The sequence below is a fragment of the Microbispora sp. H10830 genome, from assembly GCF_014161375.1.
GTDB classification, from domain to species: domain Bacteria; phylum Actinomycetota; class Actinomycetes; order Streptosporangiales; family Streptosporangiaceae; genus Microbispora; species Microbispora catharanthi.
The window spans coordinates 77654-96366 of the sequence record NZ_JABBWX010000014.1; the positions used below are offsets into that span (position 1 = coordinate 77654).

Sequence of the window (18713 nt, forward strand, 5' to 3'; positions counted from 1 at the left end):
TGTGGACAACCCTCCCTGGAGACTGCGTGTTGAATGAAAGTATGCAGACCGAACGGCCCGGCACGGGCAGGCGAGGCGAGGCGAGGGGACGATGAACACCGGCCACAACGCGGACGACGGCCCGGCCGGCCACCGCGACGACCGCGATGACCGCGACCAGGGCGATGACCGCGACGTCCCCGATGACCTCGGCGGCCTTGACGGCCTTGACGGCGACGCCGCGTCCCGCCTGCTGCGGCTGTTCGAGGGGCAGCGACTGACGCCCGTGCAGCGCAGGATCGCCCACTGCCTCGCGCAGCACGCCGCCGAGGCGCCGTACCTGTCGAGCATCGAAGTGGCCGAGCTGGCCGGGGTCAGCCAGCCGTCGGTGACCCGCTTCGCGATGGCGCTGGGCTACAGCGGATACCCCGGCCTCCGGCGCAGGTTCCGCGAGCTGGGCGTACGGCCCGGCCGGGGACGGGACGGCACCGGCCGGAACGGGGAGGACGCCGGTCCGGATGCCGGCCCCTCCGCGCACGCGGCTGCCCTCCGGCTCCCCGACGGCGCTGCGGCCGTGCGGAGCGGGGGCCGGGAAGGGGCCGGGGAGACGCTTCCTACGACGGCGGAGGACTCTCATCGCCCGTCGTCGCGACCCGGCACGCCCGCGCGCCCTGTGCTTGAGGATCCCGCGCCTCAGGATCCCGTTGCCGAGGATCTCGCGCCCGCGCGCCCGGCGCCTCAGGTTCCCGTCGCCGCGGATCTCGCGTCCGCGGATCACGATCCCGGCCTGGATCGGGCAACGGGCCCCGGTGCCGAATACCGGCGGGCCGTGCTGGCGGAGATCGAGAACCTGCGCGCCCTCGCCCGGTCGCTCGACGACCCCGGACCCGTCGCCGCGGCCGCCCGCCTGCTCGCCGCCTCGCGGCCGCTGCCGGTGCTGGGCCTGCGGGCCGCCGCGGCCCAGGCCGCCGGGTTCGCCTACTTCGCGGCGAAGGTACACCCCGACGTACGGCCCCTGCACGAGGCGGGGTCGCTCCTGGCCGACCGTGTCGAGCAGGCGGCGGCGGCCGGGGCGACGGCTTTGCTGTGCTTCGCCCTGCCGCGCTACCCGGCCGAACTGGTGGACGCTCTTCGGGTCGCACACTCGGCCGGGCTGGCCGTCGTGACGGTCGCGGACCGGCGGGTGCCGTCCCTCGCCGCTCTGTCGCACGTTCTGCTCACCGCCGCGGTGGGCACGCACCTGGTGTTCGACACGGCGTGCGGGCCGATGATGCTCGGCCGGGTGCTGCTCGAGGCGATGTGCGACGAACTGCCCGGGGCGCAGGCCCGCCTGGAGGCGTTCGAGGCATCGGCAGCCGACCGTGGAGTGTTTCTCATTGACTGAATCTATTCATTCACCCAGGATGGATGGGGCTCACTGAATGGGACCATGCGCCGCGCGCGCGGGTGGAAGGAGGCCTCGTGGCCGACGACGGCGGCAGCGCCCTCGACGACGGCGCCCTCGACAACAGGGCTCCACACGACAGGGCGCTCGACAACCGGGCTTCCGGCGACCGGGCTCCCATCCGAGCTCCGCGCGGCGGCACCCTGAACACGCGGGGCTGGCAGCAGGAGGCCGCCCTGCGCATGCTCATGAACAACCTCGACCCCGAGGTCGCCGAGCATCCAGAGCGGCTCGTCGTCTACGGCGGCAGCGGCAAGGCGGCCCGCGACTGGCCGTCGTACGACGCCATCGTGCGCGAGCTCACCACCTTGCGGGCCGACGAGACGCTGCTGGTGCAGTCGGGCCGGCCTGTCGGCGTGATGACCACCCACGAGTGGGCTCCCCGGGTGCTCCTCGCCAACTCCAACCTCGTCGGCGACTGGGCGACGTGGCCGGAGTTCCGGCGGCTGGAGCGGCTCGGGCTCACGATGTACGGGCAGATGACGGCCGGTTCGTGGATCTACATCGGCACTCAGGGCATCCTGCAGGGGACGTACGAGACTTTCGCGGCGGTCGCGGCCAAGCGGTTCGGCGGCAGTCTCGCGGGGACGATCACGCTCACCGCCGGGCTCGGCGGCATGGGCGGCGCGCAGCCGCTCGCGGTCACGATGAACGGCGGCGTGGCGATCTGCGTCGACTGCGACCCGCGCAGCGTCGAGCGCCGGATCGGCCACCGCTACCTCGACGTCCGCGCCGAGAGCCTCGACGAGGCGTTGCGCCTGGCGTACGAGGCCAGGGACGCGCGCCGCCCGCTGTCGATCGGGGTCGTGGCCAACGCGGCCGAGGCCGTGCCCGCCCTGCTGGCGGGGGGTGCGGAGATCGACGTCGTGACCGACCAGACCAGCGCGCACGACCCGCTGGCCTACCTGCCGCTGGGCGTCGCGTTCGAGGACATGGCCGCGCTGGCGCGCAAGGACCCCGAGGGCTTCACCCGCCGGGCCCGCGAGTCGATGGCCCGGCACGTCGAGGCGATGGTCGGCTTCCAGGACGCGGGCGCGGAGGTGTTCGACTACGGCAACTCGATCAGAGGCGAGGCGAGCCTCGCCGGGTATGCCCGGGCGTTCGACTTCCCGGGATTCGTGCCGGCCTACATCCGGCCGCTGTTCTGCGAGGGGAAGGGCCCGTTCCGATGGGCGGCGCTGTCCGGCGACCCGGCCGACATCGCGACGACCGACCGAGCGATCCTCGATCTCTTCCCCGACAACGAGCCGCTGGCCCGGTGGATCCGGATGGCGGGGGAGCGGGTGCGGTTCCAGGGCCTGCCCGCGCGGATCTGCTGGCTGGGGTACGGCGAGCGCGACCGGGCCGGCGAGCGGTTCAACGACCTCGTCGCCTCAGGGGAGATCTCCGCGCCCATCGTGATCGGGCGCGACCACCTCGACTGCGGTTCGGTCGCCTCGCCCTACCGCGAGACGGAGGGCATGCTGGACGGCTCCGACGCGATCGCCGACTGGCCGCTGCTCAACGCCATGGTCAACGTCGCCTCCGGCGCGTCCTGGGTGTCGATCCACCACGGCGGCGGGGTCGGCATCGGCCGTTCCATCCACGCCGGACAGGTCACCGTCGCCGACGGCACGCCGCTGGCGGGGGAGAAGATCCGCCGGGTGCTGACCAACGACCCCGGCATGGGCGTGATCCGGCACGTGGACGCCGGATACGACCGGGCCGCCGAGGTCGCCCGGGAGCGCGGCGTACGCGTTCCGATGGCCGAGGCGGAGCCGGCCGGCCCCGACGCCGATGTCTGAGGCGGCGGCGCGGGTCCTGCCGGAGGAGGTGGCGGACGGCTTCCGCCGGATGTGGCGCGACCTGCTCCCCGTGGGCCGGTGCGACGCGACGGGCGGCTACCGCCGGCACGCCTGGACGGCGGCCGACGTGGAGTGCCGGGCCTGGTTCGCCGAACAGGCCCGGCAGCGTGCCCTGACGTACGAGACCGACGGCAACGGCAACCAGTGGGCCTGGCTGGGAGATCCCACGGCGGGTGACGCCGTGGTGACCGGCTCCCACCTGGACTCGGTGCCCGACGGCGGGGCGTACGACGGCCCGCTGGGCGTGGTGGGAGCCTTCGCCGCGCTCGACGCGCTGCGGGCGCGCGGCCTCCGGGCGGGGAGGCCGCTGGCGGTGGTGAACTTCACCGAGGAGGAGGGCGCGAGGTTCGGCCTCGCCTGCCTGGGATCGCGGCTGATGACCGGCGCCGTGCGCCCGGAGACGGCGGGGGCGCTGCGCGACGCGGACGGCGTCACCCTGACGGCGGCGATGGAGCGGGCGGGACGCGACCCGGCGTCCACCGGGCGTGACGGCGAGCGCCTCGCGCGGATCGGCGCGTTCGTGGAACTGCACGTGGAGCAGGGCCGCCACCTCGCCGCCACGCCGCACCCGGTCGGCGTCGCCTCCGCGATCTGGCCGCACGGCCGCTGGCGTTTCGACTTCCGCGGCGAGGCCAACCACGCCGGGACCACCCGGCTGGAGGACCGGCGCGATCCCATGCCGGTGTACGCGGCGGCGGTGCTGGCCGCCCGGGCGAACGCCGAGCGCCTGGGGGCTCTGGCCACCTTCGGCAGGATCAGGGTCGAGCCCAACGGCACCAACGCCATCGCGTCGCTGGTCAGCGCCTGGCTCGACTGCCGGGCGCCGGACGCCGCCCTGCTGGACAGGCTTGTCGAGGAGACGGCCCGGGCGGCCGAGGGGGCCGAGGTGATCCGGGAGTCCTACACGGCGGTCGTGAACTTCGACGTGCCCCTGCGTGACCGCGTCGCGCGCGTACTGGGCGGCGCGCCCGTGCTGCCCACGGGGGCGGGACACGACGCGGGCATCCTCGCCGGCGAGGTCCCGGCGGCCATGCTGTTCGTGCGCAATCCCACGGGCGTCTCGCACTCACCGTTCGAGCACGCCGAGGAGGCCGACTGCCTCGCCGGGGTCGCCGCCCTCGCCGCCGTCCTGGAGGACCTGCTCACGTCGGCCGCCGACGGCCCCGGCGTGGCTCGCTGAGCGCGCGGACGGCTTCGCCACGGGCGACGCGGAGGCGGTCGTGAGGACCTTCGAGGTCATGGAAGCGACAATCGGAATCCCAAATCGGGAGAATTCGCTCCGGGTCTTGGCAAGCCGTAATCGCCGACCTGTTCGAGTGAGGCAGACATCCCCGCGCGTTCGGGCCCATTTGCTTTTTGATGCCAAAAATGCTTATTTGCCCCCTGATGGGTGACTGGGGCGTTTGCTGCCTCTAGCGTGAGAATCAGGGTCCAGATCCAGGGTTCGATGGATCGATTCGAGCTCCGTGAAATTCGGATGTCGTCCGCTTTCTCGTCACGGAGCCGACGGAGGGATACCCATGTTCAAAGAAGCATTGGCTGCTGCCGTCATGACGGCTTCGGCCCTCGTCGTTCCTGTCGCGATGCAGACGCAGCCCGCCAACGCCGCCGGCACGACCGAGCAGGTCATCCGGCCGTCCACCACGGGGGACTGCCCGGGAGACAGATGCCGCGGCCGGCACCACCATCACCGTCACCACCGCCACCATCGGGAGAAGTTACCGCAGCAGCAACAGCAGCAACAGCAGCAACAGGGCCGCGGCGGTCAGCAACAGCAACAGCAGCAACAGCAACAGCACGGCCGTGGGGGCCAGCAGCAGCAACAGCAGCAGCAGTGACCCAATGACCGTCCATCGTGCCTGATCAACCCTGTGCCCCGCGTATCGCCTCGCGGGGCATTTTCCGTCGCCGGCGGACGCGGGCCCGGCGCACCGAAGGCGGCGCCGGGCGAGAGAGGCCGGATCGAGTGGGACCGTCAGCGGGAGCGGCGGTCACCGGAGCCGGGATCGGCCAGACCGGCCCGGCGCAGGGCCTCGGCCATGGCCCCGCCCAGCGGCGCGCCGCTCGAGCCCCGGCCGTTGCCGCGGCCCGACCCGCCCCTGCCGTCCTTGTTCTGGCCACCCTGGTTCTGGCCGTCCTGGCCTTGGCGGGACGGGTTCTGGCGCGGCTGGCCGCGGCGGCCGCCCTGCCGGTCGTCGCGGGCCTCGCCGTTCGGCCCGCCTCTGCGGCCGTTGCCCGCCGTCTCGTCGTCCAGACGTAGCGTGAGCGAGATGCGCTTGCGCTGGAGGTCCACGTCGAGCACCTTGACCCGGACGATGTCGCCGGGCTTGACCACCTCGCGGGGGTCCTTCACGAAGGAGTTGGACATGGCGGACACGTGGACCAGGCCGTCCTGGTGCACGCCGACGTCGACGAACGCCCCGAACGCGGCGACGTTGGTGACGACGCCCTCCAAGATCATGCCGGCCGACAGGTCGGACGGCTTCTCGACGCCCTCCTTGAAGGTGGCGGTCTTGAACGCCGGGCGGGGGTCGCGGCCCGGCTTCTCCAGTTCCTTGAGGATGTCGGTGACGGTCGGCAGGCCGAAGGTGTCGTCGACGAACTCCGACGGCTTCAGCGAGCGGAGCGCCGAGGTGTTACCGATCAGCGTGCGCAGGTCGCCCTTGGTGAAGTCGAGGATGCGGCGCACCACCGGGTAGGCCTCCGGGTGCACGCTGGAGGCGTCGAGCGGGTCGTCACCGCCGGGGATCCGCAGGAAGCCCGCGCACTGCTCGAACGCCTTCGGGCCGAGCCGCGGCACCTCCTTCAGCCCGGTCCGCGAGCGGAACGGCCCGTTGGCGTCACGGTGCGCGACGATGTTCTCCGCCAGCCCGGCGCCGATGCCGGAGACGCGGGTCAGCAGCGGGGGGGACGCGGTGTTGACGTCCACGCCCACCGCGTTCACGCAGTCCTCCACCACCGCGTCGAGCGAGCGCGACAGCTTCACCTCGGACACGTCGTGCTGGTACTGGCCGACGCCGATGGACTTGGGGTCGATCTTCACCAGCTCGGCCAGCGGGTCCTGCAGACGCCGCGCGATCGACACCGCGCCGCGCAGCGAGACGTCCAGGCCCGGAAGCTCCTGCGAGGCGTAGGCCGACGCGGAGTACACCGAGGCTCCGGCCTCCGAGACCACGATCTTGGTGACGTGCGGCATGTGCTTGACCAGCTCGCCGGCGAGCTTGTCGGTCTCCCGCGACGCGGTGCCGTTGCCGATGGCGATCAGCTCCACCTTGTGCTCGGCCGCCAGCCGGGCCAGCACCGCGAGCGACTGGTCCCACTGCCGCTTGGGCTCGTGCGGATAGATCGTCTCGGTGGCCACGACCTTGCCGGTGCCGTCCACGACCGCGACCTTCACACCGGTGCGCAGCCCCGGGTCGAGACCCATGGTCGGCCTCGCCCCGGCGGGGGCGGCGAGCAGCAGGTCGCGCAGGTTTGCCGCGAACACGCGCACGGCCTCCTCCTCTGCCGCCTGCCACAACCGGGTGCGCAGATCGATGCCCAGATGCACGAGAACGCGGGTCCGCCAGGCCCAGCGCACGGTGTCGAGCAGCCACTTGTCGGCCGGGCGGCCGAGGTCGGCGATGCCGAAGCGCCGGGCGATCCGCGCCTCGTAGTCGTTCGGCTCCTCGGCCTCCGGGTCGAGGGTGAGCGTGAGCACTTCCTCCTTCTCGCCCCGGAACATCGCGAGGATGCGGTGCGAGGGCAGGCGGGTGAAGGGCTCGGAGAAGTCGAAGTAGTCGGAGAACTTGGCCCCGGACTCCTGCTTGTCCTCCCGCACCTGGGAGATCAGCCGCCCGCGGGACCACATCCGCTCCCGCAGGTCGCCGATGAGGTCGGCGTCCTCGGCGAAACGCTCGACCAGGATGGCCCTGGCGCCCTCCAGTGCGGCGGCGGCGTCGGCCACGCCCTCGCGCACGTACCCCTCGGCGGTCGCCTGGGGGTCCATCGAGGGGTCGGCGAGCAGCGCGTCCGCCAGCGGCTCCAGCCCCAGCTCCCTGGCGATCTGCGCCTTGGTGCGGCGCTTGGGCTTGAAGGGCAGGTAGATGTCCTCCAGCCGGGCCTTCGAGTCGGCCTCCATGATCCGCGCTTCCAGGGCCTCGTCGAGCTTGCCCTGCGAGCGGATCGAGTCGAGGACGGCGGCCCGCCGCTCCTCCAGCTCGCGCAGGTAGCGCAGCCGCTCCTCCAGCGTGCGCAGCTGGGCGTCGTCGAGCGCGCCCGTGGCCTCCTTGCGGTAGCGGGCGATGAACGGCACCGTCGCCCCGCCGTCGAGCAGGTCGACGGCCGCGGTGACCTGACTCTCGCGCACGCCGAGCTCTTCGGCGATCCGCTGCTGAATGGACGTGGTCACGATCCTGATCCGCCTTCTTCCGAGTCCGCCCTCTCCGGGGGCCACCCTCTCCGGAGGCTCTCATTCTGCCGGATCCGCCGGGCCCCCTCGCTCCACCTGTGGACAACCCGTGCGGGCCGCGATGTCGGATGCCACCGCCATCGAATCCTCCACCCGGCCATTGGAGGGGAAAGGACGATGGGCTTATCGTCCCTGTCGTGCGTCTGGATCCCGGTATGTCGCTCGACGCGGACACGAGGCGATTCCGGCCCGCGATGCAGTGGGAATTGCGCGACGCGCCTTTCACGGCGGCACGACGTTGCGCCGCGCGGAGACGCACTCCCTGTTCGAGGGAGCCGTCACCCTGATCGAATACCGCGATCCGTTCGACGACGGTGTGCGCTTCGGGCTCGAAAGGATCCGTGAGTCGGGACCCGGGCGACCTCCGCCGACCTCCGCCGACCTCTGCCGGAGGACGCCGCGGCCCGGGCGCGTGCTCAGCGGACGTGGAGCCGCTCGTACAGACCGGCGCCGGTCAGCAGCAGGAGCGCGAGGGTGAGCAGCGCGTGCGACGCGAACGGCGCGCCCCGTGCGGGCGTCTCGCCGGCCGGGGCCTTCAACGCGGGCCGGCCCAGCGTGATCTCCGGATGGTGGGCCAGATAGCCGGTCGGGAACGTGGTCACGGTCCCGCAGCCGCATCCTGGGCAGGTCATCCCGGACCAGGGCGGTTGGACGGCCACGTCGTCCCGCGTCCACATCACGACGTCGACGCCCTGCTCGTCGCGCCCGCGGTGGACGACGTACTCCTCCTCCCAGACGCGCAGGCAGTGCAGGCACTCGAACGGCCACGTCTCCCTGGCGCTGATTGCCTCCCGCACCGGTACCACCCCCGAACTCACGACCTCCGCCTACGAGTCTCAACACAGGGTGAAACCACTGCAAGTGGTGCGAAGGACACGAACAGTAATGATTGCCCAGCCGGGCGGGTGCTTCTCGTGCTCCGTCAGACCACTTCGAGCAGCTCGTCGACCAGGCCGAGCGCCAGCGTCTTGTAGCCCACGGAGTCGAACAGCACGGTGATCCGGTCCTGCTCGCGGCTCATCACGATCCCGTGTCCCCACTCGGCGTGCCGTACGTTCGCGTGCATGGGGAACCGCCCGTCGCCGGTATCCGGCGGGGTCGCCGTCCCCGAGCGGCAGGTGTCGCAGTCGCCGCACGACCGCTCGTACGGCTCGCCGAAGTACTCCAGCAGGAAGCGACGCCGGCAGCCGGTCGTCTCCGCGTAGCCGCGCATCATCTCCAGCCGGGAGTCCTCCATCCGATGCCGGAGATCGTCGATCTCCACCGCGCGGGCGGCGGCCTCGTCCGGCGGCGGGCCGTCCGGCGCGTAGTGCAGGGCGCCACCGTGGCTGACCTCGACCGCGCCCGCCCGTTCCAGCAGGTTGACGTGCGAGGTCAGCCTGGCGGTCCCGATGTCGAGGAGCTCGCGCAGGTCGGCGGCGGCCACCTCCCCGCCGTGCTCGCGGACCAGCGTCGCGACGCGCCGCATCAGGGCCTCGTCCGCGCGGCCCGAGGCGAAGAACTTGCGCAGCCCCAGGTCCTCGGGCCGGTAGAACAGCACGGTCTCGGCCGGGTTGCCGTCCCGGCCCGCCCGGCCGATCTCCTGGTAGTACGCGTCGAGCGACTCGGGGGGCGCGGCGTGCAGCACGTAGCGCACGTCGTGCTTGTCGATGCCCATCCCGAAGGCCGAGGTCGCCACGACGGTGTCGAGGTCGTCGTCCTGGAACCGCTCGTGGATGCGGCGGCGTTCCTTCGCCTTCATCCCCGCGTGGTACGCCTCGGCCCGGCGGCCGCGCTCCTTCAGCAGGTCGGCGTACTCCTCGGCCTGGCGCCGCGTCGCCACGTAGACCAGCCCCACGCCGTCCAGCCCGGCGGCGTGGTCGGCCAGGGCCCTGCGCTTGTCGTCGTCGCTCGTGAACCGGTGGACCTCGAGATGCAGGTTGGGCCGGTCGAATCCCCGCACGATCTGCTGGGCCCCGATCAGGCCGAGCGACTCGACGATCTCCTCGCGCACGGTCGGCGCGGCCGTGGCCGTCATCGCGATCACCGGGGGATGGCCCAGACGCTCGATGACCTTGCCGAGCCGCAGATACTCCGGCCGGAAGTCGTGGCCCCAGGTGGACACGCAGTGCGCCTCGTCCACGGCGATCAGGGAGGGCCGGGCCTGGGCCAGCCGCTCGACCACCTCGGGCTTGGCGAGCTGCTCCGGCGAAAGGAACACGTACTCGGCGTCGCCCGCGGTGACCTGGTCGAGCCCCGCCTCGACCGAGCCGGCCGAGTTGACCGCCACCGCGCCCGCGGCCCCCGCCTTGAGCAGGCTCATGACCTGGTCGCGCTGCAGGGCGATGAGCGGCGAGACGATGACCGTCGGGCCCTCCAGGAGCAAGCCGGGCACCTGGTAGACGGCCGACTTGCCGCCGCCGGTCGGCATCACCAGCAGCACGTCGCGCCCCGCGAGCAGGAGCTCCATCGCCTCCTGCTGGCCCGGGCGCAGTTGCTGCCAGCCGAAGGCCTCCCTGGCCGTGGCCCGCAGGCGCCTGCCCCTGCGTCCGTAATGCCGGCCGAAGCGGCCCCCCGCCCAGCCTCTGGCCCAGCTTCCCGACCAGTCCCTCGACCAGCCGCCTCCCGTGCCGCCGAGCCTGTCACCGGCCCTTCCACCGGACAGGCCCCCGTATCTCTGCCTGACGCTCATTCCACCGCACCCCCTCGCCCGATCGGCCTGCAACTACCCGAGCGGAAAGGGCCGAACCGGAATAGCGTCACGGACCCGGCGGCTTGGAGCCGGTATGAGAGCGATCGTGTATTCCGAGACCGGTGACAGTGGTGTCCTGCGCCTGACCGACCGGCCGGTGCCCGAGCCGGGGCCCGGAGAGGTACGCGTGCGAGTGGTGCGCTCGGGCGTCAATCCGACCGATTGGAAGGCGCGGCGCGGCGCGTTGGGCCACCCGGAGGCCGTGCCCAACCAGGACGGCGCCGGAATCGTCGACGCCGCCGGGCCGGGCGTGACAGGAGTGGCACCGGGAGACCGCGTGTGGCTGTGGGAGGCCGCCTGGGGGCGGCCGGACGGCACCGCGCAGGAGTACGTCGTCCTGCCCGAGCGGCAGGTCGTGCCGCTGCCGGACGGGGCCTCCCTCGACCTCGGCGCGAGCCTCGGCATCCCCGCGCTGACCGCGCATCGCTGCCTGACCGTGGCCGAGGGCGGGCCGGACCGGCTCGCCCCCGGGGCCCTCGACGGCAGGACCGTCCTGGTCGCGGGCGGCGCCGGGGCCGTGGGCAACGCGGCGATCCAGCTCGCCCGCTGGGCCGGGGCGGCCGTGGTGACGACGGTCAGCGGACCGGAGAAGGCGGCGCTGGCCCGGGCCGCGGGGGCGCACCACGTGGTCGACTACCGCACCGGGGATCCGGCGGCGGCGATCCGCGCCGTGGCCCCGCGGGGCGCCGACATCGTTGTGGAGGTCGCGCCGGCGCCGAACGCCGCCCTGGACAGGGCGGTCACCGCGCCGCAGGGGGTCGTCGCGGTGTACGCCAACAACGGGGGAGACGAGGTCGCGCTCTCGGTGCGCGAGCTGTTCAGCCGCAACATCCGTTATCAGTTCGTGCTCGTCTACACCGTGCCCGAGGCCGCCAAGGACGCCGCCGTGGCGGACGTATGCGCGGCGGTCGAGTCGGGCGCGCTGCGGGTGGGGGAGGAGGCCGGGCTGCCCCTCCACCACTTCCCGCTGGAGCGTACGGCGGACGCCCACGACGCGGTCGAGTCCGGTGCGGTCGGCAAGGTGCTCGTGGACGTCGCACCGGAGTGAGCCCCACGTGAGTCCGGGGGCCGGGAGGGGCGGTGGATCTTTCCCCGGCGGGCGGTACCGTCGGGGCATGCGACTCGGAGTCCTGGACGTCGGTTCCAACACGGTGCACCTGCTGGTGATGGACGCGCATCAGGGTGCCCGGCCTCTGCCCGCGTTCTCCCACAAGGAGGAGCTGCGGCTGGCCGAGCATCTCGTCGACGGCGACAGGCTCAGCGAGGAGGGCGCGGCGCGACTGGGGGCCTTCGTGCGCGAAGCGGCCCGCATCGCCGAGGACAAGGGAGTGGAGGACCTGGTCGCCTTCGCCACCTCGGCGGTCCGCGACGCGGTCAACGGCGAGGACGTGCTGGCCCAGATCAAGGCCGACACCCGGGTGGACATCCAGGTGCTGTCGGGGGACGACGAGGCCAGGCTGACGTTCCTGGCCGTCCGCCGCTGGTTCGGCTGGTCCTCGGGGCGGCTGCTGGTGACCGACATCGGGGGCGGGTCGCTGGAGATCGCCTCCGGCGTCGACGAGGAGCCCGACGTCGCCGTCTCCCTCCCGCTCGGCGCGGGACGGCTCACCCGCGACTGGTTCACCGCCGACCCGCCCGATCCCGAAGAGGTCCGCGCGCTGCGGAGGCACGTACGCACCGAGATCGCGCGGACGGTCGGGGCGGTCGCCAGGTACGGCAGGCCGGACCACGCGGTCGCCACGTCCAAGACCTTCCGCCAGCTCGCGCGCATCGCGGGGGCGGCGTCGTCCAGCGAGGGCCCGTACGTCAAGCGGACGCTGACGCACGAGGACCTGGTCGAGTGGACGGCCCGGCTGGCCACGATGCCGGCGGCCCGCCGGGCGGAGCTTCCCGGCGTGTCCGCGGGGCGGGCCGCCCAGCTTCTCGCCGGCGCGGTCGTCGCGGACGCCGCGATGGACCTGTTCGAGCTGCCGGTGCTGGAGATCTGCCCGTGGGCGCTGCGGGAGGGCGTGATCCTGCGCAGGCTCGACGGCCTGCCCATGGGTCGGCCCCCGCTAGCCGATCAGTAAGGTATGAGGGTCATCCAAACGGGGCAAGGCACCAATAACCGGCAATTTCCGTTCCTCTACGTGGCAGGTGATCTTCCGCCGGCCACCGGAGTGCCGTAATCGGGGTCGACCTCTGGAGGAATCTAAATGGTGGAGCTGCTGGGAGCCGTGGTCTCCCTGGCGGCGGTGGCGGTGCTGGTGCTCGGAGCCGTGGTGGTCATCGCGATCGCGACCCTCGTATGGCTGGGTGCGATGGCGGTGAGCACCGGGCGCGAGTCCTACGGGCGGGCGAAACCCGTCCCGGCGGGCACGGGTGCGGACGCGTCCGGGATAGCGCCCGTCAACGCGTCCGAGACGGCGCCCGTCAACGGACACGTGAAGGGACACGCGAACGGGCGCGCCGCGGGCCGGGGCGTGGACCGGCAGGTCCGGGCCGTCGCCGCCTCCGCGCGTCGCGCGTAGCGAGGCCCACGCCGGCGTCAGCGTCCCCGTCAGGTCCGTCCTGGCGGGGACGCCGTCGTTCTGGGGCGCCTCGCCGCCGGACGGGCCGTCGTCAGCGGCTCTCCCTGCTCTGGCCGGACAGCGTCTTGACCAGCTCGGTCAGGTGGGCGACCTGAGTCTCCAGCCCGCGTACGCGCGCCTCGAGCTCGGACAGGGTGGGGGCCTGGTAGCCGTCGGCGATCTGCCTGCTCATCGTTCCTCCCAAGCGGGACCGGCCGGGGGAGACCGGTGTAGGGGTGCAGGACATGAGGGTCGTGCGGGTCGTGGATCTCTATTCCCCGAATATGTGATTTGGCACCTCTTCTCCGCGGGGAAGATGGAACGGTGAAGGTCGTCGTGCTCGCGGACACCCATGCTCCCCGGCGCTGGAAGTCCTGCCCGCCCGCGGTCGCCGAGCACCTGCGGGGGGCGGACCTGATCCTGCACGCCGGCGACGTCTGCACCGCCGACGTCCTGGTGGAGCTGTCCGCGTACGCTCCGGTCCACGCGGTGCTCGGCAACAACGACGGCCAGGACGTCGCGGCCTGGGGCGCCCCCGAGACGCTCGAACTCGACCTCGGCGGGCTCCGGGTGGCGATGATCCACGACAGCGGACAGGCCGCCGGACGGACCGCGCGCATGCGGCGCCGCTTCCCCGAGGCCGGCCTGGTCGTCTTCGGCCACTCGCACATCCCCATGGATCTGACCGGCGACGGGGTGCGGGTGTTCAACCCCGGCTCGCCCACCGACCGCCGCCGACAGCCGCACGGCACCGTCGGAATACTCGACATCGAGAGCGGCGTGCTGCGGCGGGCCGAGATCGTCCCCGTCACCTGACCTGCCTAAGGGCCGCACGGCGGGGCATGGGGCCGGTATGAGAGAGAACAGACCACAGCCCGACCCGCGTTCGCGGTTCGAGGACGAAGGCATTCCGGACCTGCAGGAGGGCACGCCCGAGCAGCAGTGGGCCGAGGACCCGCAGGAGATGCCGCTGCCCGGCGACCGGCCCCTGGGTCTCGACGAGTACGGCACCACGCCCAACGAGATGCGCGAGGGCGAGTCCCTCCGCCGTCGCCTGTCCCGCGAGGTCCCCGATGTGGACGTCCGGTTCGGCACGGAGCCGGGCACTGCGGGTGGCCGTCGTGAGGAGAAGGCCGGCGAGGCCGACGACGAGCTGCTCGACTCCTCCGAGGACGAGCTGGCCTACTCCTCGGGAGCCGAGGCCGACGTCCTCGGCGAGAATGGCGAACAGCCGTACGAGAGGTACGGCGCCGGCACCGCGGAGCCCGGCCAGGCCGGCCGGCTCGTCGATCCGGACGGCGGCATGGGCGTGGACACCGAGAAGGACATGATCGCTGAGGACGTGGGGCCGGATTTCGGCGGCTACACGGCGGAGGAGCAGGCGATGCGCATAGAGGACGAGACGCCGTAGGACGAGACGACACAAGACGGGACGACACAGGGCGAGACGCCACAGGGGGAGACGGCGGCGGCCGTGCGGCAGGGCCGCCGCCGCACGGCGTGAGGGGCCGGGAAGCAGCCGCGAGAGGACCTCGCATTCGTTACGCTGCCTCGATGGCGGGAGTTGAGGAGTTGCGGCACGAATGGCGGGTGCCGCGCGGGATCGTTGCGCTGAAGGCCGTCGGCACGATGCTGTGCGGTGTGCTGGCGATCGCCGGCGACGGCGCGCAGCTCTTCCTCGCCGGCGTGGCCACCGTAGGCTTCGGCCTCCTGACCGGCCGCGACCTGGTCGCGCCGGTGCGGCTCGCGGCGGGGGAGGACGGGCTGGTCGTCACCGGGCTCTCCGGCCGGGAACGCATCTCCTGGAACGACGTGGACCGCATCCGGGTGGACTCCCACCGCCGTTACGGCCTGACGACCGAGCTGCTGGAGATCGACGCGGGCGAGCAGATCCACCTGTTCAGCCGTTTCGACCTCGGCGAGCCGGTCGTCGACGTGGCCGAGACGCTCATGCGTATGCGCCCCTGATCCGTACGCGCGTCGCGGTTTGGGAACGGTGCAAGCCGATCGCAAGCGTGGGGCCCTAAGGTCCGATCGTGTCACAAACCGCTCTCATCACACTGATCCTTTCGGGGCTCGGGCTTGTCTTCGGCCTCATCGGCGGCGGCATCACCATGAACGCCCGGGAGTTCCGCCGCCGGGCGCAGCGCAGCCGCGGCCTGGTCGTCGGGCTGCGGGCGAGCCGGTCCGACGACGGAACCACGTACTACCCGACCATTCGTTTCACCACCGTCTACGGCCAGCAGGTCGAGGCCGAGACCACCTATGGGAGCAACCCGCCGCCCGCGCGGCCGGGTGAGGAGGTCACGGTGCTGTACGACCCGGCCAGGCCGACGCGGATCCGCATCGACAGCGCGGCCGGGAGCGGCACGCTCCTCGGCGGCATCTTCCTCACGGTCGGCATCGTCCTGTTCACCGCGGGGGCGGGGGTGGCGCTGGCCCAGACGTTCTGAGCCCAGACGTTCCGTCCCCGCCCCCTCCGGCGTCATCCGGTCGTGCAGGCCGTCCCGTTCAGGGTGAACGCGGTGGGGGCGGGGTTGGCGCCGCTGTAGGACCCCTGGAAGCCGAAGCTCGCCGTGCCGCCGCCCGCGCCGATGGTTCCGTTCCAGGTGGCGTTGGACGCGGTGACCTGCCGGCCCGACTGGGTGATCGTCGAGTTCCAGTAGCCGGTGACCTTCTGGTCGCCGGCGTAGGTCCACTGGAGCCGCCAGCCGTTGACCGGGCTCGACGACCTGTTGGTGATCGTCACGTCGGCGGTGAACCCGCTGCCCCAGTCGTTCACCTTGTACGCCACCACACACCCGCCGGGCAAGGGCGACGGACTGGCGCTGGGCGAGGGGCTGGGGGACGGAGAAGGCGACGGAGACGGGGACGGGGACGGCGAAGCGGACGGTGAGGGCGATGGGGAGGGGGACGGTGAGGGGGACGGGCTGGAGCCCGTGTAGGACAGCCCGAAGCCGTACTCGAACAGCGCCTGCTTGCCGTCCCCGGCGTTGATCGGCTCCTGGTCGGCGCTGCGCGGCCACGTCATCGGCAGCTTCCCGGTCGGTGCGTAGTCGCCGAACAGCACGTCGGCCACGCCGCGCCCCTCGGTGCCCGGCAGCCAGGCCGCCACCAGCGCGTTCCACTGGTCGATCTGGCCGGCGATGTCGAGCGGCCTGCCGGAGACGAGCACCACGACCAGCGGCACGCCGGACGCCTTGAGCCGCTGCAGCGTCGCCAGGTCGGTCGAGTCGAGGCCCATCGACCCGGGCCGGTCGCCCTGCCCCTCCGCGTACGGCGTCTCGCCCACGACGGCGATCGCCGCGCGGTAGGAGGAGTCGATGCCGCTGCCGTCGCGGTTGTAGGTGACCTGGGTGCCGGAGCCGACGGCGTCGCGGATGCCCTGCAGGATCGTCGTGCCGGTGGTGATGTTGCCGGACGAGCCCTGCCAGCTGATCGTCCAGCCGCCGCTCTGGTTGCCGATGTCGTCGGCGCTCTTGCCGGCCACGAAGATCTTGCCGCCGCTCTTGCCGAGCGGGAGCACGTTGCCCGCGTTCTTCAGCAGCACCAGCGACTCGCGTACGGCCTCGCGGGCGAGGGTGCGGTGTGCGGCGCCGCCCACGGTGGAGGTGTAGGACCGGTCGGTCAGCGGCCTCTCGAACAGCCCCAGCTCGAACTTCTTGGTCAGGATGCGCCGGTTGGCGTCGTCGATCCGCGACGTCGCGATCCGGCCCGCCTGGACCTCCGACTTCAGCAGTGAGATGAACCTCTTGTAGTCGGTCGGCACCATCACCATGTCGACGCCCGCGTTGATCGCCGTGGTGATCTCGCTCGCCGTGAAGCCGGTCTGGCCGTCGAGCTGGTCGATGCCCGCCCAGTCGGTGACCACGAAGCCGGTGAAGCCCAGCTCGCCCTTCAGCACGTCGGTGATCAGGTACTTGTTGCCGTGCATCTTCACACCGTTCCAGGAGCTGTAGGACACCATGACGGAGCCCACGCCGCGCTGCACGGCGGCCCTGAACGGCGCGAGGTGGATGGCCCGCAGGTCGGACTCGCTGAGCTCGGTGTTGCCCTGGTCCTTGCCGCCCGTGGTGCCGCCGTCGCCCACGTAGTGCTTGGCGGTGGCGAGGATGGAGGCGTTCCCGGCCTTCTGGAAGCCGTCCACGATCGTCGTCATCTGGGTGACGAGCTGCGGGTCCTCGCTGAAGGACTCGTACGTGCGGCCCCAGCGGTCGTTGCGGGCCACGCACAGGCAGGGCGCGAAGGTCCAGTCGATCCCGGTGCCCGCCACCTCCTCGGCCGTCGCCCGCCCGACCCGCTCCACCAGATCGGGGTCGCGGGTCGCCCCGAGCCCGATGTTGTGCGGGAAGATCGTGGCGCCGACGACGTTGTTGTTCCCGTGCACCGCGTCGATTCCGTAGATCATCGGAATGCCGAGCGGGGCGGACAGCGCCTGCCGCTGGAAGTTGTCGTACATGTCGGCCCAGGACGACGGGGTGTTCGGGGAGGGCGCCGAGCCGCCGCCGGACAGGATCGAGCCCAGCCGGTACGTCGCCACGTCGGAGATCGTCGTCAGGGCCGACCGGTCGGCCTGGGTCATCTGCCCGACCTTGTCGTCAAGCGACATCCTGGACAGCAGGTCGTCCACCCGCGCCGCGACCGGAAGGCTCGGATCCTTGTAGGGGGCGTCAGCCGCCCGCGCGACCCCGCGGCCGGCGATGGAGACGGCGCCCAGCGCCACGGCGAGCAGCGCGACGAGCGCGGGTATCCAGACGGGTCTCAGCCGGGAAGTCATCACGTCCTCCTAGGTGGTCCCGCCGACCGTAGGAATCGCCGGGAATTCGGGTCAATCGATGTGACTCCCGGACACTCGCCACCAGCCCTGGGCGAGGAAAGTTTCACGCACGCGGCCCGGTTTTGCGCTCCTGGCGGATCCGCTACCGGCGAAGATCGCGCCGATGGCCGGCCGGGCGGCCCTAACGTCGCCACATGGACCTGGTCGAACTGCTTCCCAGCCTGTATTTCCTGCGGTTTCCCGTCGGGCACGTCTACCTGTGGCGCGATCCCGACGGGCTGACCCTGATCGACTCCGGGGTTCCCGGCTCCGCGCCCCTCATCGCGGACGCCGTCCGTTCGCTCGGGCACTCGCCGTCCGACGTACGGCGCCTGGTGCTGACGCACTTCCACGAGGACCACACCGGCTCGGCCGCCGACATCGCCTCCTGGGGCGACGTCACCGTGTACGCCCACCGCGACGACGCGCCCTTCGTCCGGGGCGAGGCTGACGGACCTCCGCCCGTCCTGTCCGGATGGGAGCGTGAGCTGTGGGACGCGGTCCACGCGGGCATGCCGCACGTGCCCGCGCCGCCCGTGCGCGTGGACCGCGAACTGGGTGACGGCGACACGCTGGACTTCGGCGGAGGGGCGCAGGTGCTTGCCGTGCCCGGTCACACTCCCGGCAGCCTCGCGGTGCACCTGCCCGGGCCGGGCGTGCTGTTCACCGGTGACACCGTCGCCCGCGCCCCCGACGGGCAGGTCATCCTCGGCGTGTTCAACGCCGACCCGGCCGGTGCGGTCGCCTCGCTCGCACGGCAGGCGACTCTCGACGCCGAGATCGCCTGCTTCGGCCACGGCGAGCCCGTCACCGAGGGCGCCTCCGGACTCATCAGGGACGTCGCGGCCCGCCTCACCGGGTGACGCGGTCAGGCGCTCACGGGACGGTGCTCAGGGGAGG

18 protein-coding genes and 1 pseudogene are annotated in these 18713 nt (G+C 72.2%); 13 read left to right on the top strand and 6 right to left on the bottom strand.

What is annotated here, in order from left to right; genetic code table 11:
- The first annotated feature begins 91 nt into the window (after positions 1–91).
- The 4 genes from HHX35_RS31135 to HHX35_RS31150 all read left to right on the top strand — a co-directional run bounded on the left by HHX35_RS31135 (position 92) and on the right by HHX35_RS31150 (position 5105).
- Complete coding sequence (locus HHX35_RS31135) at positions 92–1363, top strand: MurR/RpiR family transcriptional regulator (RefSeq protein ID WP_182902234.1); 1272 nt, start codon at positions 92–94, stop codon at positions 1361–1363.
- Between the two features lie 179 nt (positions 1364–1542).
- Positions 1543–3207: a urocanate hydratase gene (hutU, locus tag HHX35_RS31140; protein ID WP_310739439.1), complete on the top strand. Its 1665-nt coding sequence runs from the start codon at positions 1543–1545 to the stop codon at positions 3205–3207.
- Positions 3200–4447, top strand: a complete 1248-nt coding sequence (locus HHX35_RS31145; RefSeq protein ID WP_259405565.1) for an allantoate amidohydrolase — start codon at positions 3200–3202, stop codon at positions 4445–4447. The genes hutU and HHX35_RS31145 overlap by 8 nt, the downstream gene beginning before the upstream one ends.
- Before the next feature lie 340 nt (positions 4448–4787).
- On the top strand, positions 4788–5105 hold the full coding sequence (locus HHX35_RS31150) for a hypothetical protein (protein WP_182902236.1): 318 nt from the start codon (positions 4788–4790) through the stop codon (positions 5103–5105).
- Positions 5106–5242: 137 nt separating this feature from the next.
- On the opposite strand, the gene HHX35_RS31155 is transcribed toward HHX35_RS31150, so the two are convergent.
- The 3 genes from HHX35_RS31155 to HHX35_RS31165 form a co-directional block, all read right to left on the bottom strand.
- Positions 5243–7657, bottom strand: a complete 2415-nt coding sequence (locus HHX35_RS31155) for a Tex family protein (RefSeq protein WP_182902237.1) — start codon at positions 7655–7657, stop codon at positions 5243–5245.
- A gap of 476 nt (positions 7658–8133) precedes the next feature.
- A complete protein-coding gene (locus HHX35_RS31160; RefSeq protein ID WP_182902238.1) occupies positions 8134–8514 on the bottom strand; it encodes a hypothetical protein in 381 nt (126 codons plus the stop codon).
- Positions 8515–8639: 125 nt separating this feature from the next.
- A complete protein-coding gene (locus HHX35_RS31165; RefSeq protein ID WP_182902239.1) occupies positions 8640–10388 on the bottom strand; it encodes an ATP-dependent DNA helicase RecQ in 1749 nt (582 codons plus the stop codon).
- A gap of 94 nt (positions 10389–10482) precedes the next feature.
- Between HHX35_RS31165 and HHX35_RS31170 the strand changes: the two genes are divergently transcribed.
- The 3 genes from HHX35_RS31170 (at position 10483) to HHX35_RS31180 (ending at position 12958) form a co-directional block, all read left to right on the top strand.
- Positions 10483–11496, top strand: coding sequence for an NADPH:quinone reductase (locus HHX35_RS31170; protein ID WP_182902240.1), 1014 nt, complete (start codon positions 10483–10485; stop codon positions 11494–11496).
- A gap of 67 nt (positions 11497–11563) precedes the next feature.
- Positions 11564–12517, top strand: a complete 954-nt coding sequence (locus tag HHX35_RS31175; RefSeq protein ID WP_182902241.1) for a Ppx/GppA phosphatase family protein — start codon at positions 11564–11566, stop codon at positions 12515–12517.
- A gap of 126 nt (positions 12518–12643) precedes the next feature.
- Positions 12644–12958 (top strand): hypothetical protein, encoded by a 315-nt coding sequence (locus tag HHX35_RS31180; protein ID WP_182902242.1) that lies wholly within the window; start codon positions 12644–12646, stop codon positions 12956–12958.
- A gap of 91 nt (positions 12959–13049) precedes the next feature.
- Here HHX35_RS31180 and HHX35_RS31185 read toward each other — a convergent pair whose 3' ends face one another.
- Positions 13050–13190 (bottom strand): hypothetical protein, encoded by a 141-nt coding sequence (locus HHX35_RS31185; RefSeq protein ID WP_161628093.1) that lies wholly within the window; start codon positions 13188–13190, stop codon positions 13050–13052.
- 131 nt (positions 13191–13321) lie between these two features.
- Here HHX35_RS31185 and HHX35_RS31190 point away from each other — a divergent pair, with 131 nt between their 5' ends.
- From HHX35_RS31190 to HHX35_RS31205, 4 genes are all read left to right on the top strand, one after another.
- Positions 13322–13813, top strand: coding sequence for a metallophosphoesterase family protein (locus HHX35_RS31190; protein ID WP_182902243.1), 492 nt, complete (start codon positions 13322–13324; stop codon positions 13811–13813).
- 37 nt (positions 13814–13850) lie between these two features.
- A complete protein-coding gene (locus tag HHX35_RS31195) occupies positions 13851–14408 on the top strand; it encodes a DUF5709 domain-containing protein (RefSeq protein WP_182902244.1) in 558 nt (185 codons plus the stop codon).
- 143 nt (positions 14409–14551) lie between these two features.
- Entirely contained in the window at positions 14552–14965 is a 414-nt protein-coding gene (locus HHX35_RS31200) for a PH domain-containing protein (RefSeq protein ID WP_182902245.1), read from the top strand.
- 68 nt (positions 14966–15033) lie between these two features.
- The gene (locus HHX35_RS31205; RefSeq protein WP_182902246.1) at positions 15034–15450 is read left to right on the top strand and encodes a DUF3592 domain-containing protein; all 417 of its coding nucleotides are present in this window, start codon (positions 15034–15036) and stop codon (positions 15448–15450) included.
- A gap of 32 nt (positions 15451–15482) precedes the next feature.
- On the opposite strand, the gene HHX35_RS45215 is transcribed toward HHX35_RS31205, so the two are convergent.
- On the bottom strand, positions 15483–15794 hold the full coding sequence (locus HHX35_RS45215; protein ID WP_396781219.1) for a cellulose binding domain-containing protein: 312 nt from the start codon (positions 15792–15794) through the stop codon (positions 15483–15485).
- Here HHX35_RS45215 and HHX35_RS45220 point away from each other — a divergent pair.
- Positions 15754–15942 (top strand): hypothetical protein, encoded by a 189-nt coding sequence (locus tag HHX35_RS45220; RefSeq protein WP_396781221.1) that lies wholly within the window; start codon positions 15754–15756, stop codon positions 15940–15942. The genes HHX35_RS45215 and HHX35_RS45220 overlap by 41 nt on opposite strands.
- An 8-nt stretch (positions 15943–15950) precedes the next feature.
- On the opposite strand, the pseudogene HHX35_RS31210 reads toward HHX35_RS45220, so the two are convergent.
- Positions 15951–17774, bottom strand: a pseudogene (locus tag HHX35_RS31210) (glycoside hydrolase family 3 protein); the annotation flags it as partial.
- 194 nt (positions 17775–17968) lie between these two features.
- Here HHX35_RS31210 and HHX35_RS31215 point away from each other — a divergent pair.
- Positions 17969–18676 carry an MBL fold metallo-hydrolase gene (locus HHX35_RS31215; protein ID WP_182902248.1) on the top strand — a complete coding sequence of 236 codons (708 nt, stop codon included), beginning with the start codon at positions 17969–17971 and terminating at the stop codon, positions 18674–18676.
- Positions 18677–18713: the final 37 nt, after the last annotated feature.

What these genes read in the sequence shown, in the direction of transcription:
- HHX35_RS31200 (WP_182902245.1), top strand. Translation starts at nt 14,552, where the DNA reads ATGGCGGGAGTTGAGGAGTTGCGGCACGAATGGCGGGTGCCGCGCGGG.
- HHX35_RS31165 (WP_182902239.1), bottom strand. Translation starts at nt 10,388, where the DNA reads ATGAGCGTCAGGCAGAGATACGGGGGCCTGTCCGGTGGAAGGGCCGGT.
- HHX35_RS31150 (WP_182902236.1), top strand. Translation starts at nt 4,788, where the DNA reads ATGTTCAAAGAAGCATTGGCTGCTGCCGTCATGACGGCTTCGGCCCTC.
- HHX35_RS31180 (WP_182902242.1), top strand. Translation starts at nt 12,644, where the DNA reads ATGGTGGAGCTGCTGGGAGCCGTGGTCTCCCTGGCGGCGGTGGCGGTG.
- HHX35_RS31170 (WP_182902240.1), top strand. Translation starts at nt 10,483, where the DNA reads ATGAGAGCGATCGTGTATTCCGAGACCGGTGACAGTGGTGTCCTGCGC.
- HHX35_RS31195 (WP_182902244.1), top strand. Translation starts at nt 13,851, where the DNA reads ATGAGAGAGAACAGACCACAGCCCGACCCGCGTTCGCGGTTCGAGGAC.
- HHX35_RS31145 (WP_259405565.1), top strand. Translation starts at nt 3,200, where the DNA reads ATGTCTGAGGCGGCGGCGCGGGTCCTGCCGGAGGAGGTGGCGGACGGC.
- HHX35_RS31185 (WP_161628093.1), bottom strand. Translation starts at nt 13,190, where the DNA reads ATGAGCAGGCAGATCGCCGACGGCTACCAGGCCCCCACCCTGTCCGAG.
- HHX35_RS31135 (WP_182902234.1), top strand. Translation starts at nt 92, where the DNA reads ATGAACACCGGCCACAACGCGGACGACGGCCCGGCCGGCCACCGCGAC.
- HHX35_RS31175 (WP_182902241.1), top strand. Translation starts at nt 11,564, where the DNA reads ATGCGACTCGGAGTCCTGGACGTCGGTTCCAACACGGTGCACCTGCTG.
- HHX35_RS31215 (WP_182902248.1), top strand. Translation starts at nt 17,969, where the DNA reads ATGGACCTGGTCGAACTGCTTCCCAGCCTGTATTTCCTGCGGTTTCCC.